General features: G+C 59.6%; 14 protein-coding genes. 13 read left to right on the top strand and 1 reads right to left on the bottom strand.

From position 1 onward, the window contains the following. Window positions 1-106: 106 nt before the first annotated feature. From uvrA to PUQ42_RS01200, 4 genes are all read left to right on the top strand, one after another. Window positions 107-2,896, top strand: a complete 2,790-nt coding sequence (uvrA, locus tag PUQ42_RS01215) for an excinuclease ABC subunit UvrA (RefSeq protein WP_273370219.1) — start codon at window positions 107-109, stop codon at window positions 2,894-2,896. 75 nt (window positions 2,897-2,971) lie between these two features. Next, complete coding sequence (locus tag PUQ42_RS01210; protein ID WP_337956011.1) at window positions 2,972-4,186, top strand: M16 family metallopeptidase; 1,215 nt, start codon at window positions 2,972-2,974, stop codon at window positions 4,184-4,186. 2 nt (window positions 4,187-4,188) lie between these two features. After that, complete coding sequence (locus PUQ42_RS01205; RefSeq protein WP_273370215.1) at window positions 4,189-4,836, top strand: O-methyltransferase; 648 nt, start codon at window positions 4,189-4,191, stop codon at window positions 4,834-4,836. A 72-nt stretch (window positions 4,837-4,908) separates the two neighbouring features. Beyond that, window positions 4,909-5,241, top strand: a complete 333-nt coding sequence (locus PUQ42_RS01200; protein WP_273370213.1) for a nucleotide pyrophosphohydrolase — start codon at window positions 4,909-4,911, stop codon at window positions 5,239-5,241. Between the two features lie 251 nt (window positions 5,242-5,492). On the opposite strand, the gene PUQ42_RS01195 is transcribed toward PUQ42_RS01200, so the two are convergent. Next, window positions 5,493-7,235: a phospho-sugar mutase gene (locus tag PUQ42_RS01195; protein WP_273370211.1), complete on the bottom strand. Its 1,743-nt coding sequence runs from the start codon at window positions 7,233-7,235 to the stop codon at window positions 5,493-5,495. 227 nt (window positions 7,236-7,462) lie between these two features. Here PUQ42_RS01195 and dnaA point away from each other — a divergent pair, with 227 nt between their 5' ends. The 9 genes from dnaA (at window position 7,463) to PUQ42_RS01150 (ending at window position 16,278) form a co-directional block, all read left to right on the top strand. Next, window positions 7,463-8,875 carry a chromosomal replication initiator protein DnaA gene (dnaA, locus tag PUQ42_RS01190; RefSeq protein WP_273370208.1) on the top strand — a complete coding sequence of 471 codons (1,413 nt, stop codon included), beginning with the start codon at window positions 7,463-7,465 and terminating at the stop codon, window positions 8,873-8,875. 118 nt (window positions 8,876-8,993) lie between these two features. After that, window positions 8,994-9,890, top strand: coding sequence for a helix-turn-helix transcriptional regulator (locus PUQ42_RS01185; RefSeq protein ID WP_087309238.1), 897 nt, complete (start codon window positions 8,994-8,996; stop codon window positions 9,888-9,890). 12 nt (window positions 9,891-9,902) lie between these two features. Beyond that, window positions 9,903-10,466, top strand: coding sequence for a beta-class carbonic anhydrase (locus PUQ42_RS01180; protein ID WP_087403993.1), 564 nt, complete (start codon window positions 9,903-9,905; stop codon window positions 10,464-10,466). A 310-nt stretch (window positions 10,467-10,776) separates the two neighbouring features. Then, window positions 10,777-10,989, top strand: coding sequence for a hypothetical protein (locus PUQ42_RS01175; protein ID WP_087309236.1), 213 nt, complete (start codon window positions 10,777-10,779; stop codon window positions 10,987-10,989). Between the two features lie 82 nt (window positions 10,990-11,071). Then, the gene (gene bcp / locus PUQ42_RS01170; RefSeq protein ID WP_273370204.1) at window positions 11,072-11,533 is read left to right on the top strand and encodes a thioredoxin-dependent thiol peroxidase; all 462 of its coding nucleotides are present in this window, start codon (window positions 11,072-11,074) and stop codon (window positions 11,531-11,533) included. Between the two features lie 8 nt (window positions 11,534-11,541). After that, entirely contained in the window at window positions 11,542-12,021 is a 480-nt protein-coding gene (locus tag PUQ42_RS01165; protein WP_273370200.1) for a hypothetical protein, read from the top strand. Between the two features lie 287 nt (window positions 12,022-12,308). Beyond that, the gene (recA, locus tag PUQ42_RS01160; protein WP_122120670.1) at window positions 12,309-13,325 is read left to right on the top strand and encodes a recombinase RecA; all 1,017 of its coding nucleotides are present in this window, start codon (window positions 12,309-12,311) and stop codon (window positions 13,323-13,325) included. Between the two features lie 3 nt (window positions 13,326-13,328). Continuing rightward, complete coding sequence (locus PUQ42_RS01155) at window positions 13,329-15,554, top strand: RelA/SpoT family protein (protein WP_087309232.1); 2,226 nt, start codon at window positions 13,329-13,331, stop codon at window positions 15,552-15,554. 7 nt (window positions 15,555-15,561) lie between these two features. Next, window positions 15,562-16,278: a hypothetical protein gene (locus PUQ42_RS01150; RefSeq protein ID WP_273370194.1), complete on the top strand. Its 717-nt coding sequence runs from the start codon at window positions 15,562-15,564 to the stop codon at window positions 16,276-16,278. The last annotated feature ends 9 nt before the right edge of the window (window positions 16,279-16,287 follow it).

Below are 16,287 nucleotides of genomic sequence, written 5' to 3'. Positions count from 1 at the left end.
AAGACGGGGCCCGGGCGAGGAAACGACAGAGGCCGGAGCATCGCCGGATGAAACAACACACAGAAAACAGATTGCTGAAACGGCCGCTGCATTGGGCCGAACCGATATGGAAAAACACGAAAACTGCATATATATCAAGGGGGCTCGGGTCCACAACCTGCGCAACATCTCGCTCGAGATCCCGCACGAAAAACTGGTCGTCATCACCGGTCTGTCGGGATCCGGAAAATCGACCCTGGCCTTCGACACGATCTTTGCCGAAGGGCAGCGCCGCTACGTGGAGAGCCTCTCGGCCTATGCCCGGCAGTTCCTCGGAAAGATCAACAAGCCGGATGTCGACATCATCGAGGGGATTGCCCCGGCCATCGCCATCGAGCAGAAGGTCAATACGCGCAACCCCCGCTCGACCGTCGGCACGACGACCGAGATCTACGACTATCTGAAACTGTTGTTCGCCCGCGCGGGCCACACCTTCTCGCCCGTCTCGGGACAGGAGGTGCGCTGCTACTCGACGGACGACGTGGCCGAATACCTTCTGGCCCACGACGGAGAGCGGGTCATCATCGCCGCTCCGCTGGTGCTGACGAAGGGGCAGGGGATCATCGAGAAGCTCACGCTGCTGCTTTCGGACGGCTTCATGCGCGTCTACGTGGAGGGCGAAACGAAACTCATCGAGGAGCTGCTGCCCGAAATCGGCCCCGACACGAAGCCCGAGTCAATCCATCTGATCGTCGACCGGCTGCGTGTGCACAACGACGAGGAGACCCCGACCCGTGTGCGCGACTCCGTGGCAAGGGCCTTCTCCTACGGCGACGGAGTCTGCGAGACGATCACCGACGAGGGACTGAAGAGCTTTTCGTCGCGATTCGAAGCTGACGGCATCGAGTTCGAACCCCCGACCGAGCACCTCTTCAGCTTCAACAACCCGCTGGGGGCCTGCCCCCGCTGCGAGGGTTACGGCAAGGTGATCGGCATCGACGAGGATCTGGTCATCCCCGACAAGAGCAAGACCATCTACGAGGATGCCATCGCCTGCTGGCGCGGCGAGACGATGCGCCGCTGGAAACAGCAGCTCATCGACAACGCTTCGAAATTCAACTTCCCGATCCATACGCCGTTCCACGAGCTGACCCCCGCCCAAAAGCGGCTGCTGTGGCGCGGAAACCAGTATTTCCACGGTCTGGACGAATTCTTCCAGTACATTGACTCCGAGCGGAGGAAGATTCAGTTCCGCGTGATGAAGGCCCGCTACACGGGCAAGACCGTCTGTCCCGAGTGCGGCGGTTCGCGCCTGCGCAAGGAGGCCCTCTACGTCAAGGTCGGCGGCCGAACGATCGCCGATCTGGTGCGCATGCCCGTCGACGAACTGATCGGCTTCTTCGCCGCGCTGCAGCTCGACGAACACGACACGAAGACCGCCTCGCGCATTCTGGTCGAGCTCCGCAACCGCCTGCAGTACCTCTCGGACGTGGGACTCGGCTATCTGACCCTCGACCGGCTGTCGTCGACCCTCTCGGGCGGCGAGAGCCAGCGCATCAACCTCTCCACGTCGCTCGGCAGCAACCTCACCGGCTCGATGTACATCCTCGACGAACCCTCGATCGGTCTGCACCCCCGCGACACGAACCGCCTGATCGGCGTGCTGAAGCAGCTGCGCGATCTGGGCAACACGGTGATCGTCGTCGAACACGAGGAGGAGGTGATCCGCGCCGCCGACTGGATCGTCGACATCGGCCCCGGGGCCGGTTACAACGGCGGGCAGGTGGTCTTCAACGGCACGCTGCCCGACCTGCTGAAGTGCGACCGCAGCCTGACGGCCGACTACCTCACGGGACGCCGTCAGATCCCCGTCCCGGAGAGCGTCCGCGGCTGGAGCCAGTGGATCACCATCCGCGGCGCCCGCGAAAACAACCTCAAAAACATCGACGTGCGCATCCCGCTCGGCGTGATGACCTGCATCACCGGAGTCAGCGGCTCGGGCAAGTCGTCGCTGGCCAAGGGGATTCTCTACCCGGCGCTGCGGCGCATGCTCTACGACACGGGGCTGAAACCCGGCGACTTCGACGGGCTGGAGGGCGACGTGCGGCTCCTCAAGTCGATTGAGATGGTCGACCAGAACCCCATCGGCAAATCCTCGCGCTCGAATCCCGTCACCTACATCAAGGCCTACGACGAGATCCGCAAGCTGTTCGCCGACCAGCCCTATGCCCAACACAACGGCCTCGGACCGGCGGCATTCTCGTTCAACGTCGCCGGAGGCCGCTGCGAGGAGTGTCAGGGCGAAGGGGTCATCAAGGTCTCGATGCAGTTCATGGCCGACGTCGAGCTGGTCTGCGAGGCCTGCGGCGGAAAGCGTTTCCGCGACGAAATCCTCGAGGTCAAGTACCGCGACAAGTCGATCTATGACGTGCTCGAAATGACCGTCGACGAAGCCATCGCCTTCTTCGGCGAGGATCTGCGCAACGCCACCTGCCGGCGGATCGTCGAGCGGCTGCAGCCGCTGCAGGATGTCGGGCTGGGCTACATCAAGCTCGGGCAGTCGTCGTCGACCCTCTCGGGCGGCGAGAGCCAGCGCGTCAAGCTGGCTTCGTTCCTGACGAAGGATGCCGCGCAGGGCGGCGTAATGTTCATCTTCGACGAACCCACCACCGGCCTGCACTTCCACGACATCTCGAAGCTGCTGGCGGCGTTCAACGCCCTGATCGAACGCGGACACACGATCGTCATCGTCGAACACAACATGGACATCATCAAGTGTGCCGACTGGGTCGTCGACCTGGGGCCCGAGGCCGGCGAGGCGGGCGGGCGCGTCGTCTTCGAGGGGACGCCCCGCGAGCTGATCCACTGCCCCGGAAGCCACACCGGCGAGTTCCTCCGCCGCCACATCGAACACTGACGCCCGGACCGGGAGGAGCAGGATAGTCCCCGCCCCGGCCGCGCGTCGCAATGACACGCATAGCGAACTTTCATGATGGAATTCCATACCTACACGCTGCCCAACGGAATCCGCGGCATCCACCGCCAGGTCCACGGATCGGTGGCCCACTGCGCGCTGGTCATCGGCGCCGGAAGCCGCGACGAACTCCCCTCGGAGTACGGGCTGGCCCACTTCACCGAACACGCCTTCTTCAAGGGAACCGAACGCCGCCGCGCCTGGCAGGTCAACTGCCGCCTCGAAAACCTCGGCGGCGAGCTGAACGCCTTCACCACCAAGGAGGATACGACAATCCACGCCACGACGCTCCGCGGCGACTTCGCCAAGGCCGCCGAACTGATCGCCGACATCGCCTTCCACTCAACCTTCCCCAACCGCGAGCTGGAGCGCGAAAAGGAGGTGATCGTCGACGAAATCAACACCTACAAGGATTCGCCCGCCGACCTGATCTACGACACCTTCGAGGATCTGCTGTTCGAGGGTTCGCAGCTCGGTCACAACATCCTGGGCCGCAAGGTCGCCCTGGCCCGCTACGACGGAGAGGCGATCCGCGCCTTCACGCGGCGCATGCATACCACCGACCGCATGGTCTTCTCGTCGATCGGCAACTTCTCGCCCCGGGTGGCCGAGGCCGTCGCGGCACGTTACTTCGGCGGCGAGGCATCGACCCTGTGCCGCGGCGAAAGGGTAGCCCCAACCCCATGTACCCCCTTCGAGAAGAGCATCGCACGCCACACCCACCAGACCCACTGCATCATCGGCTGCCGCGCCTACGACATCGCCGACGAGCGACGACTGCCCCTGGCCCTGCTGGTCAACATCCTCGGCGGACCGAGCGCCAACTCGCTGCTCAACATGGTCATCCGCGAACGCCACGGGTTATCGTACAACATCGAGGCCTCCTACACCCCCTACGGCGACACGGGGATCGTGGCCATCTACTTCAGTTCGGAGCACGCCAATGCCGCGCAGTGCATCGAACTCATCGAGGAGCAGTTGCACAAACTGCGCACCACACCCCTCTCGCCCCGTCAGCTCTCGATGGCCAAGAAGCAGTTCATCGCCCAGCTGGCCATCTCGAGCGAAAGCAACGAAAGCTACATGCTCAGCGCCGGCAAAAGCCTGCTCTGCCACGACGAGGTCGACACCATGGAGCAGGTCTACACCAAGATCCGAGCCCTGACGGCCTCGCAGTTGACCGAGGTGGCCGAGGAGCTCTTCTCAAAGATGTCGCGGCTCATATACAGATAATTATGGAGGCTCTCGAACGATACGTACACGAACATTCGGCTCCCGAGGAGGAGCTGTTGCACGAACTGGACCGTGAAACCAATCTGCGGGCCGTGGCCCCCCGCATGCTGTCGGGCCACATTCAGGGCCGGCTGCTGGAGATGCTCGTGCGGATGATCCGTCCGCGGCGGGTGCTCGAAATCGGCACCTTCACGGGCTATTCGGCCCTCTCGATGGCCGCAGGTCTGGACGACGAAGCCCGGTTGGACACCATCGAGGTCGACGACGAACTCGAAGAGTTCACCCAATCGTGGTTCGACCGCTCGCCCCACGGCCGCAAGATCCGTTTCCTCATCGGATCGGCCCTCGACGTAGCTCCCCGGCTGGGCGAGGTCTACGATCTGGTCTTCATCGACGGCGACAAGCGCGAATATCCCGACTACTACCGCATGCTGATGGGCGACAACGGCTCCCCGAAGCTGGTGCACAGCGGTTCGGTCCTCATTGCCGACAACATCCTCTGGTCGGGGAAGGTCGTCGAACCCGTCGCCCACGGCGACCGCCACACGCAGGCCCTCATGGAGTTCAACCGCTTGGTGGTCGAGGATCCCCGCGTGGAGAATGTCATCGTCCCGCTGCGTGACGGGCTGAATCTCATCCGGGTCAACTGACCGCCGGGTCTCATTGGTCTCTCCGGTATTGCCGGAGCTTTCTGAACAAACTCAAAAAAGCGATATACGGTTATGGAAATCAAGGAACTGCAGGAACGGGTCGACGCCTGGATCAAACAATACGGCGTACGCTACTTTTCGGAACTCACAAACATGGCCTGCCTCACGGAGGAGGTGGGGGAGTTGGCCCGCGTCATGGCCCGCACCTACGGCGACCAATCGTTCAAGGCGGGCGAGAAGGCCAATCTGGCCGACGAGATGGCCGACGTGCTGTGGGTGCTGGTCTGTCTGGCCAACCAGACGGGCGTAGACCTTACGGCCGCCGTCGAGGCCAACTTCGCCAAGAAAACCGCACGCGACAGCGAACGTCACCTCCACAACGCCCGGCTAAAAGCCGGGGTTTAGAGCCCGGTTAAGAACCGGGTGTTAGGGGCTGCGGGAACTTTTCTGGGTTCCGACGGGTGAATCCGCGTCCGGCCCGTATCCGGAAAGCCAGAAAAAGGGGGCTTTCCTCACGGAAAGCCCCTCTCTTTTCTCCGCCCCGCGATGTCCGGGGTTTCGGATTGTATTTCACATTCGGAGGGAGAGCGAAGCACGATCCCTGACCTGCCCCTTGTCTGGCCTGTCCACTCTTGTCTGCCTTGCCCCCCTGCGGATTACTCCAGATGGAGATCCTTCTTGATGCCCTCGATCCTGGCATCCAGCTCGGAGAGCACCTTGTCGTAGTCGGCAACCGATGCCAGCGGAGCCTTCACACCGAAGTAGAACTTGATCTTCGGCTCCGTACCCGACGGGCGTACCGAGACCTTCGTGCCGTCCTCGGTGAACCACTGCAGCACGTTGCTGCGATCCTGCTCGATCGGCGTCTTCACGCCCGTCTTCACGTCGGTCGTCTCCAGCGTCTGGAAATCGTTGATCTTCACCACCGGCGAGCCCAGAATCGTCTTCGGCGGGTTCGAACGGAAGTTCACCATCATCTGCTGGATCTCTTCGGCCCCCTCCTTGCCCTTGCGGACCACCGAGACAAGCCCCTCACGGTAGAAGCCGTACTTCACGTAGAGCTCCTGCAGCCACTCGTAGAGCGTCAGCCCCATCGTATCCATGGCCCAGGCTGCGGCCTCGGCCGCCAGCGAGCAGGCCGATACGGCATCCTTGTCTCGCACGTAGTCGCCGGCCAGGTAGCCGAACGACTCCTCGCCGCCGCCGATGTACTTCGCCTTGCCTTCGTTCTCGCGGATGATCTTGGCGATGTACTTGAAGCCCGTGAGGCAGTCGTAGCACTTCACGCCGAAGTGCTCGGCCACGGCGTTGGCCATCTGCGACGTCACGATCGTCTTGACGACATACTGGTTGCCGTTCAGTTCGCCACGCTCGGCCCAGCGCGTCAGCTGGTAGCTCATCAGCAGAACCAGCGTCTGGTTGCCGTTCAGCAGCACGTACTCGCCCTTCTTGTTGCGCAGCGCCACGCCGATACGGTCCGAATCGGGGTCCGTAGCCAGTACCAGATCAGCCCCTTCCTTGGCAGCCAGTTCGATGGCCATCGACATCGTCTTGCGCTCCTCGGGGTTCGGCGACTCAACGGTCGGGAAGTTGCCGTCGATAACGGCCTGCTCCTTGACCATGATCACGTTCGTGAAGCCGAACTTCTTGAGCGACGCCGGAACCAGCCGCACGCCCGCGCCGTGCATCGGCGAGTAGACGATCTTCATGTCGTGGTACTTCCGGATACTCTCGGGCGAAAGCGACAACTCGTGGATGCGATTCAGGTAGATCTCGTCGAACTTCTCGTCGAGGATATGGATGTTCTCGGGGTTCTTGCCCATGAGGACCATATCGATGTCAGTGATCTTCTCCACCTCGGCGATGATGTTCTTGTCGTGCGGCGGGGTGACCTGCGCACCGTCGGTCCAGTAGGCCTTGTAGCCGTTGTACTCCTTGGGGTTGTGTGAGGCCGTGATGACCACGCCCGAATGGCACTTCAACTCGCGGATGGCGAAGCTCAGTTCGGGGGTCGGACGCAGGGCGTCGAAGAGGTAAACATCAAAGCCGTTCGAGGCGAAGATATCGGCCACGCGCTCGGCGAAAAGACGGGAGTTGTTGCGACTGTCGTGAGCCACGGCCACGCGGATCCGTTCGCCCGCGAAGTTCTTCTTCAGGTAGTTCGAAAGCCCCTGCGTGGCGGTACCCACCGTATAGACGTTCATACGGTTCGAGCCCACGCCCATGATGCCGCGCAGACCGCCCGTTCCGAATTCCAGGTCCTTGTAGAAGCTCTCGATGAGCTCATTCATATTATTGTCCATCAAATACTTGACCTGCTTCTTCGTCTCGTCGTCGTAGTGTCCGTCAAGCCACGACTGCGCTTTTTTCAGAACCAACTGTTCCAGTTCGTTTGCCATAGTTTTATTGGTTTTATTTATAAATTTGATCTTGGCTGTCCCAAAAATTTTATATGCAAATATAACAAATAAAATTCGATAATTCAATATCAACAAGTTAAATTTCGATCTCCGGAAACCGTTGTTTTTCTATATATAAAAAAAGGAGATTTGCAACCCAATTTCGAGAATCTTTTTACAAAATTATTCACAACTTTGTCGTGTCAAAAATAGTGCAACCCTTGGACATGTTTAACAATTCGCAGACATACAGCGATACGTGGCAACACTGCCTGGACCGAATCAAGGCCCAGACCTCCGAAGAGGAGTTTCGCAAGTGGTTCCAGCCCATCGTGCCACTCGAATTCGACGGCACGACGCTCCGTCTGAGGGTGCCCAACGAGAGCTACGTCCGCCAGATCGAGAAGAACTACATCCCCTTCCTGCGGCCCATCATCTCGCAGCTCTACGGCCAGCAGACCCGGCTTCACTATGCCGTGCCTCGCGCCGCCTCGCAGTCCGTCCCCGTAGCCGCCGATGCCGACACAACGGCCATCGCCCAGTTCAATACGCAGACGAACACCGCAAATATAAAAAATCCGTTCGTCATTCCCGGGCTCAAGAAGATCGTTATCGATCCCCAGCTGAACCCCAACCTGACGTTCGCCACCTTCATCGAGGGCGAGTGCAACCGCCTGGCCCGCTCGGCCGGCATGTCCGTCGCCGTCAACCCCGGAAACAACCCCTTCAATCCCCTATATATATATGGTGATTCGGGGCTCGGGAAAACCCATATCGTCCAGTCCATCGGCCACGAGGTGCGCGAACGTCATCCCGAACTGCAGGTCCTCTACGTCTCGATGAACAAGTTCCAGGCCCAGTTCCAAACCGCCTACAAGAATGGTGAAATCCCCGATTTCATCCACTTCTACCAGATGATCGACGTGCTGATCATCGACGATATCCAGGAACTGACCGGAAAGACCGGTACGCAGAACGCCTTCTTCAACATCTTCAACCACCTGCAGCTGGCCGGCAAGCAGCTGATCCTCACGTCGGACAAGCCGCCCGTCGAGTTGAAGGATATCGAACAGCGTCTGCTGACCCGCTTCAAGTGGGGGTTGTCCGCACAGCTCAACACACCCGATTACGACACCAAACTCAAGATCATCCGCGCCAAGGCCCGGAAGCTCGGCGCCCAGATCTCGGACGAGGTCGTCACCTACCTGGCCGACAACATCTCGGCCAACGTGCGGGAGATTGAAGGAGCCTTGTCGTCGCTGGTGGCAAATGCCTCGTTCCTCGGACGCAAGATCACCACGTCGCTGGCCAAGGAGATCCTGAAGGTCTACGTCAAGATCAACCAGAAGGAGATCACCATCGACCACATCATCGACGTGGTCTGCCAGTACCTCAATCTGGATCACGACCGCTTCAACTCCACCGAGCGTACGCGGGAGATCGCCCAGGCTCGCCAGATCGCCATGTATCTGGCCAAGCAGCACACCAAGGCCCCGCTGACGGCCATCGGATCGGCCATCGGAGGCCGCAACCACGCCACGGTATTGCACTCCTGCAAGGCCGTCACCAACCTCATGGAGACCGACAAGACCTTCCGCCGTCAGGTCGAGGAGATTGAAAAGCGCGCCCTGGCCCAATAAGTCGGGAGGGGGGGGGCAAGTGGGCGCCAGAAAGGCTCCGAATGGAGAAAAAAAGAGCAAACCGCAACTTTATTGTTGCGGTTTTTCCATATCTTTACCCGGTAAAAACGACACCCGCATGGATCAACCCAAGCTCGAACGGCTGCTGCGCCTTATGAAGATGCTCACGGCAAACACCACCTACAACGTCGACCAGCTGGCCGAACGCCTCGCCATGTCGCGCAGGACCGTCTACCGATACATCGACACCTTCCGCGAAGCGGGCTTCGTCATCAAGAAGTCGGGCGACTGCATCCGCCTGGACAAGGAGTCCCCCCATTTCCGCGACATCTCCCAGCTGGTCCACTTTACCGAGGAGGAGGCCGTCATCCTGAAGCGGGCCATCGAGAACATCGACGACACGAACCTGCTGAAGCAGAACCTCAAACGAAAACTCTACTCGGTCTACGACAACCGCTCGCTGGCCGATACGGTCGTGCGCGGCAAGAACGCCCCGAACATCCACCGTCTGATCGAGGCCATCGAGGAGCACCGCCAGGCCGTCCTGCACGGCTACCAGTCGGGCCACGGCGGCGAGGTCCGCGACCGGAGGGTCGAACCCTTCGCCTTTACGACCAACTACGTGCAGGTGTGGTGCTACGACCCCGAAAGCCATTCGAACAAACTCTTCAAGACGGCCCGAATCGGCGAGGTCGAACTCGCCGACTCGCCCTGGGAGTACGAAGCGCAGCACGAGGAGGGGTTCATCGACATCTTCCGCATCCACGGCCAGCAGCGCCACCGCGTGCGGCTCGAACTCGGACTGCTGGCCTACAACCTTCTCTGCGAGGAGTATCCGCTGGCCGAACGCGACATCCGGCCATTGGGTCGCGGACGCTGGATGCTCGACACCGAGGTGGCCGGAATGGCCGGCGTGGGGCGTTTCGTCGTGGGGCTGCTCGACGACATCCGCATCGTCGACTCCCCCGAACTGACCGAATACATCAAAACATACATAGCCAGAAATCTGAAATAACACAACAACGACATGATCGACGAAATTCTCGCATACAACCGGCGTTTCGTCGCCGAAAAGGGTTACGAACGATTCATCACGGACAAATATCCCAACAAACGCATCGCCATCGTCACCTGCATGGACACCCGGCTGGTGGAGCTGCTCCCGGCGGCCCTCGGGCTGCGGAACGGCGACGTGAAGATCATCAAGAACGCCGGCGGAACGATCACCAACCCCTTCGACAGCACGGTGCGCAGCCTGCTCGTGGCGATCTATGAACTGGGCGTCAACGAGGTGATGATCATCGGACACACCAACTGCGGCGTGCAGGGCATGGACAGCGCCGAGATGCAGCACCTGATGAAGCAGCGCGGAATCCCCGAGCACCATATCTCGCTGATGAAGCATTGCGGAATCGACCTCGACCAGTGGCTTCACGGCTTCGACGATACCGAAGCCGCCGTGCTGGAGACCGTGGATCTGGTGCGCAACCACCCGCTCGTCCCCGGCGACATCGTCGTCAAGGGCTACATCATGGACTCCACCACGGGCGAACTGCGTCCGATTCAGGAGCCGGAAGCGGCTGAGAAGTAGGGTCCAGACCGGCTGAAACACGCTGCCGGTCAGACTGAAAAGCTCCGGAGTATTCCGCTGGTGCGGAGATCCCACGCCGGAAGCGTCCGGGTCGGGACATAGCGGAGAAACCGCCAGGTTCCGGAGCCTGGCGGAATCACGTCAGGACTGAAAACCGGCTTTCATGTAGACCGGATCCGGGCGTCTCGACCGATTTTTTGCGCCTTGACCCGGACGGGATGAAAAAAATTCGGCCCTCACCATTGATGTGTCACAACCTGTCATTCGCAGACTGTTCCTTTGCATCGTGAACCAATAAAAACTTACGATTATGGGAACAGCCTACAAAATCAGATGCAAGCACTGCGGTGCCCGGTTTGACCACTACATGCAGCCCGGTTACGGGGTATTGCCGATGTGCGTCGGCTGCGGCGAGTATGTCGAGACCGAAACGGCCATCCGCTGCCCGGCCTGCCACCGCCGGCTCAACGCCTCGCAGGAGGAGTTCGAAGAGCAGATCGAAGTGACCTATCAGTGGGACTGAGCCAATTTTTCGCCCCGAAAAGCACGGAAATAACCAGAATTTTTCCTACCTTTGAACAACTGATTTTTTCTCGGTAAGACCTATGACAACCTTGCAACCCGGGGATATGGCCCCCGATTTCCGATCCACCACGCAGAATGGTGAGACTCTGACGCTTGCCGACCTGCGCGGACAGCGGACAATCCTCTACTTCTATCCCAAGGACAACACCTCGGGGTGTACGCTCGAAGCCAAAAGCCTCCGCGACGGTAAGGAGGAGCTCGCCCGCATGGGGTTCCGGATCATCGGTGTCAGCCCCGACAGCGAACGCTCGCACCAGAATTTCTGTGCCAGGCACGACCTGAACTTCACGCTGCTGGCCGATACCGACCACTCGGTATGCGAAGCCTTCGGCGTGTGGGCCGAAAAGTCGATGTACGGACGCAAATACATGGGCGTGCTGCGCACGACCTTCATCATCGACGCCGAAGGCCGCATCGAAAAGGTCTTCACAAAGGTCGATACCAAGAATCACTATCAGCAGATCGTCGACGCCTACAAATAACCGAAGCAATGCCCGCTGCGCGACATATCGTCCTGACTGCCTTGCTGTTGATCGCCACCCCGATATCGGGCGACGGGCAGGAGTTGCGGCCGGGCGAAGGTCCCGCAACGAGGAGCTTCCCCCAGATCGGGATCCCGCATGGAGCCATCTCGTTCGGCGTGGAGCCGCTCGATGAAAATATCGGGTGGCTGCGTCTGGAGGTCGACCCCATCGAGAGGGCCCGGCGGAAAATCCATCTCGCCATGCGCGAAAGGGCCCGCGAAAGGGCGCTGGAGAGCCGGACAGAGCAGGGTAGAAGCACGCCGACCGACCCTGGAATTGACGTGGGTGACTGGCGCTTCAGCATCGGCAACAACGGGAACTGGAGTCCCTATCCCGATCGGGAACTCGATGCTCGGAACATCCGTTTTCCGCTGCGGATGAAAACCGACGACCGCACGCCGGCCGAGAAGGCGCTCGAACACATGAGGCAGGAAAAGCGGCAATAGGCAACCGGGCCCCAAGGAGAGGTATCGAGAGAGGGGGAGGGGCAATCACCGGGGGGGGGCAACCGGGCACAAAGGACGGGGTAGCCAATCACCGGAGAGAGGGGGAAAGGCAACCGGGCACAAAGGAAGGGGTAGCCAATCACCGGAGACGGACAACCGGACGCAGGAAGACTACCGGACACAAAGGAAAGGGTAGACGGCCTTCGCGAATGGCCCGGCCGCAGGAAAGTCGGCCGGACCGAACAAAAAAGACAAAGAAAAGTAACAAAGTAACACCTATACACAAAATGGCAGAAAAAGTACCTGTTAACGCGGACAAACTCAAGGTTTTGGACGCGGTGATGCAAAAAATAGAGAAGGACTTCGGAAAAGGCTCGATCATGCGCATGAACAGCACCGAGGTCAACGACATCCCGGTCATCCCCACGGGCTCGATCACTCTGGACATGGCCCTCGGCGTCGGCGGTTACCCCAAGGGGCGTGTCATCGAGATCTTCGGTCCCGAATCCTCGGGTAAAACCACCCTGGCCATCCACGCCATTGCCGAGGCCCAGAAGGCCGGCGGTATCGCCGCCTTCATCGATGCCGAACACGCCTTCGACAGCTATTACGCCCAGAAACTCGGCGTCGATGTCGACAACCTGCTGATCTCGCAGCCCGACAACGGCGAGCAGGCCCTCGAAATCGCCGATTCGCTGATCCGCTCAAGCGCCATCGACATCATCGTCATCGACTCCGTGGCGGCTCTGACCCCCAAGGCCGAAATCGAAGGCGAAATGGGTGACTCGAAGATGGGTCTGCAGGCCCGACTCATGTCCCAGGCCCTGCGTAAACTCACCGCCAGCATCTCCAAAACCAAGACCGTCTGCATCTTCATCAACCAGCTGCGCGACAAGATCGGCGTCGTTTACGGAAACCCCGAGACCACGACGGGCGGTAACGCCCTGAAATTCTACGCCTCGGTGCGGATCGACATCCGCCGCATGTCGGTCATCAAGGACGGCGAAGAGCAGTTGGGTACCCGTACGAAGGTCAAGGTCGTCAAGAACAAGGTGGCACCCCCGTTCAAACGCGCCGAGTTCGACATCATGTTCGGTGAGGGTATCTCCAAGATCGGCGAAATCATCGACCTGGGCGTCGACTACGGGATCATCAAAAAGGCCGGTTCGTGGTTCTCGTACGGCGATCGCAAGATCGGCCAGGGACGCGATGCCGTCAAGGAATTGCTCAAAAACGACAAGGAGCTCGCCGACGAAATCGAACAGAAGGTCCGCGAAGCTCTGAAAAACCCCAAAAAGGAGTAGCCTATGGGATATACTGCCGAGGATGAGGCCCTGATCAAGGAAAAATGGGACGATCTGCTGCTCTCCTGTACCCGAATCTGCAAAAACGATGAGGACTGGAATCTGATCAAACGTGCGTTTTTCCTCGCCAAAGAGGCTCACGAGGGGGTACGGCGCCGCTCCGGCGAACCGTATCTCCTGCATCCTATTGCAGTAGCCAAGATCGTCATCGAGGAGATCGGTCTGGGCGTCAAATCCGTCGTCGCCGCCCTGTTGCACGACGTGGTCGAGGATACGGAGTACACCGTCGAGGACATGGAGCGCATCTTCGGTCCCAAGATCGCCTCGATGGTCGACGGGCTCACCAAAATGTCCGGCGTCTTCAACGCCGACACCTCCGAGCAGGCCGAGTACTTCCGGAAGGTGCTCCTGACCCTCTCGGACGATGTGCGCGTCATCCTGATCAAGATCGCCGACCGGCTGCACAACATGCGAACCCTCGGCTCGATGCCCCTCAACAAGCAGATCAAGATCACCGGCGAGACCATCTACCTCTTCGCGCCGCTGGCCTATCGCCTCGGCTTGTACTCGATCAAAAGCGAGCTGGAGGATCTCTGCATGAAGTATCGCTTCCCACAGCAGTATGCCGAGATCACCCGCAAACTCCAGGAGAGCGAGGCCTCCCGCAAGGAGTTCATCGACAAGTTCAACGCCCCGATCATTGCCGCCCTGAACCGCGACAACATCAACTACGAGATCTCGGGCCGCGTCAAGAGCGTCTACTCCATCTGGAGCAAGATGCAGCGCAAGCAGATCTCCTTCGAGGAGATTTACGACCTGTTTGCCATCCGGATCGTCTTCAAGCCCCTGCCGTTCCCCTCGGAAAAGACCCAGTGCTGGCAGATCTACTCGACCATCACCGACATCTACACCCCCAAGCCCGACCGGCTCCGCGACTGGATCTCGATGCCCAAGGCCAACGGATACGAGGCGTTGCACTCGACGGTCATGGGACCCGACGGCGTCTGGGTCGAGGTGCAGATCCGCACCCAGCGCATGGAGGATATCGCCGAGCGCGGTTTCGCCGCCCACTGGAAATACAAACACGCCACCATCTCGCAGGACGAGGACGAATTCGACAAGTGGCTCAAGCAGATCCGCGCGGCGCTGAACAGCCCGACGGAGAATGCCGTCGACTTCCTGGATAACTTCAAGTTATCGCTGTATACGTCAGAGATTGTGGTATTTACACCGAAAGGGGAGGCTCGGAAAATGCCCTACGGCGCCACGGCCCTCGACTTCGCGTACGATATTCACTCGAAGATCGGCAACAACGCCATCAGCGCCAAGATCAACCACAAGCTCGAGCCCATCACCACGCAGATCAACAGCGGCGATCAGATCGAGATCATCACAGCCGACACGGCCCGTCCGAAACCCGAATGGCTCGATGTGGTCACCACGGCCAAGGCCAAGCAGGCCATCAAGAGCTTCCTCAAGCGCGAGCGCCAGAACAACATCGAGCGCGGCATGCAGATGCTCGACGAAAGGATGAAATCCCTGAACGTCAAGCTCAGCGGACGCGTCCTGCGCAAAATCGTCCCCATTTACGACTGCAGCAACAAAGAGGAGCTCTACAGCAAAATCGGAGCCGGTATCGTGACGCTTGAGAATCTCGACAAGGCCCTCAAGGTCAACGCCAAAAGCAAAATACTCAAGTTCTGGACCCTCTTTATCCCCAAGAAGGAGGAGGACGAGGGGGACGATACGACGCAGACCGACGGCGAGATCACCCCTTCATCGACGTCGGATGCCTCGGCTGAACCACAGTTCGAAATCGCCGAGTGCTGCAAGCCTATCCCCGGCGACAAGGTCATCGGATACCGCGATCCCGCAACCGGCAAGATCATCGTCCACAAGGCCACGTGCGACGAATTGAACCGGCTGGCCGCCCAGTATGGCAAAAATATCGTCAAGGAGGAGATCAAATGGTCACAGCACAAGGCCATGTCCTACCTGGTAACCACCGAACTGCGCGGAATCGACCGGCAGGGGCTCCTGCTCGACCTGGCCAAAGTCGTCACAAACGACTTCAACATCAACATCCGCGAGGTCAACATCCACAGCCACGACGGAATTTTCGAAGGCAGCGTCAGCCTTTATGTGAAGGATGCCGAGAGTCTCAATGCCGTCATGGACAAACTGCGCCAGATCAAAGGAATAGAAACCATCAAACGGACCATGAACTGACCCCGTAATGGACACATTAACCATACTCTGGATCGTGATCATCGTCGGAGCGATGGTCAATAGCTACGTATCCAAGGCCCGCAAAGCCCGCAAAGCCCGCAAAGCCCGCCAGGAGGGCGGAAATCCCCCTCCGCAACACGGTGAGGCCTGGCCTTCGATACCCTGGGACGAAGAGGATAATACGAAGCCGTCCGTCCCGACGGCCAACACCCGTCCTGAAACGCCCGCCCAAACGGCTCCGTCGGCTGAAACGGCTCAATCGGTGAACGGAGGCAGAAGGAGGCCGAATCGGGAGAAAAACACCCCCTTATCGAGCATTCATCCGACCGTACAGGAAACTTGCAACCCGGGCAACAATCGGCAGAAGGACGGAAAGAGTGGCGATCAACATCCCGTATCCGAGACTTTCACCGATGAATGCCAGAGTCTGGAGGAGATTTTCTCCGAAGAGTACTTTTCCGATCTCGACACGGCTTCCGATCTCGACACGGAAGAAGAGCCCCAAACGGCCTCTTTTACGCCACTCACGGGACTGAGCAGCCAATCAACCGTCCGAAATGAACGAAGAGGTGCTAAACAGGGAAAACGGGCTCAGAACAGCGCTCCTGCTCCGGACAGCCTCGCTGAAATGGTGGAAGAGTTTGATCTGCGCCGTGCGGTCATCTACTCCGAAATTCTGAAACCCAAATTTGATGAGGAGTTCAATCCGGCCAATCAAAGATGAGTCTTCACA

The organism is Alistipes megaguti (genome assembly GCF_944320325.1).
Classification (GTDB): domain Bacteria; phylum Bacteroidota; class Bacteroidia; order Bacteroidales; family Rikenellaceae; genus Alistipes; species Alistipes megaguti.
The sequence above is the reverse complement of the archived record's forward strand: the minus strand, read 5'-3'. Positions and strand labels throughout refer to the sequence as shown.

Coding starts and splice junctions, on each gene's coding strand:
- dnaA (WP_273370208.1), top strand. CDS start 7,463: ATGTTTAACAATTCGCAGACATACAGCGATACGTGGCAACACTGCCTG.
- PUQ42_RS01175 (WP_087309236.1), top strand. CDS start 10,777: ATGGGAACAGCCTACAAAATCAGATGCAAGCACTGCGGTGCCCGGTTT.
- PUQ42_RS01150 (WP_273370194.1), top strand. CDS start 15,562: ATGGACACATTAACCATACTCTGGATCGTGATCATCGTCGGAGCGATG.
- uvrA (WP_273370219.1), top strand. CDS start 107: ATGGAAAAACACGAAAACTGCATATATATCAAGGGGGCTCGGGTCCAC.
- PUQ42_RS01165 (WP_273370200.1), top strand. CDS start 11,542: ATGCCCGCTGCGCGACATATCGTCCTGACTGCCTTGCTGTTGATCGCC.
- bcp (WP_273370204.1), top strand. CDS start 11,072: ATGACAACCTTGCAACCCGGGGATATGGCCCCCGATTTCCGATCCACC.
- PUQ42_RS01200 (WP_273370213.1), top strand. CDS start 4,909: ATGGAAATCAAGGAACTGCAGGAACGGGTCGACGCCTGGATCAAACAA.
- PUQ42_RS01185 (WP_087309238.1), top strand. CDS start 8,994: ATGGATCAACCCAAGCTCGAACGGCTGCTGCGCCTTATGAAGATGCTC.
- PUQ42_RS01180 (WP_087403993.1), top strand. CDS start 9,903: ATGATCGACGAAATTCTCGCATACAACCGGCGTTTCGTCGCCGAAAAG.
- PUQ42_RS01210 (WP_337956011.1), top strand. CDS start 2,972: ATGGAATTCCATACCTACACGCTGCCCAACGGAATCCGCGGCATCCAC.
- PUQ42_RS01195 (WP_273370211.1), bottom strand. CDS start 7,235: ATGGCAAACGAACTGGAACAGTTGGTTCTGAAAAAAGCGCAGTCGTGG.
- PUQ42_RS01155 (WP_087309232.1), top strand. CDS start 13,329: ATGGGATATACTGCCGAGGATGAGGCCCTGATCAAGGAAAAATGGGAC.
- PUQ42_RS01205 (WP_273370215.1), top strand. CDS start 4,189: ATGGAGGCTCTCGAACGATACGTACACGAACATTCGGCTCCCGAGGAG.
- recA (WP_122120670.1), top strand. CDS start 12,309: ATGGCAGAAAAAGTACCTGTTAACGCGGACAAACTCAAGGTTTTGGAC.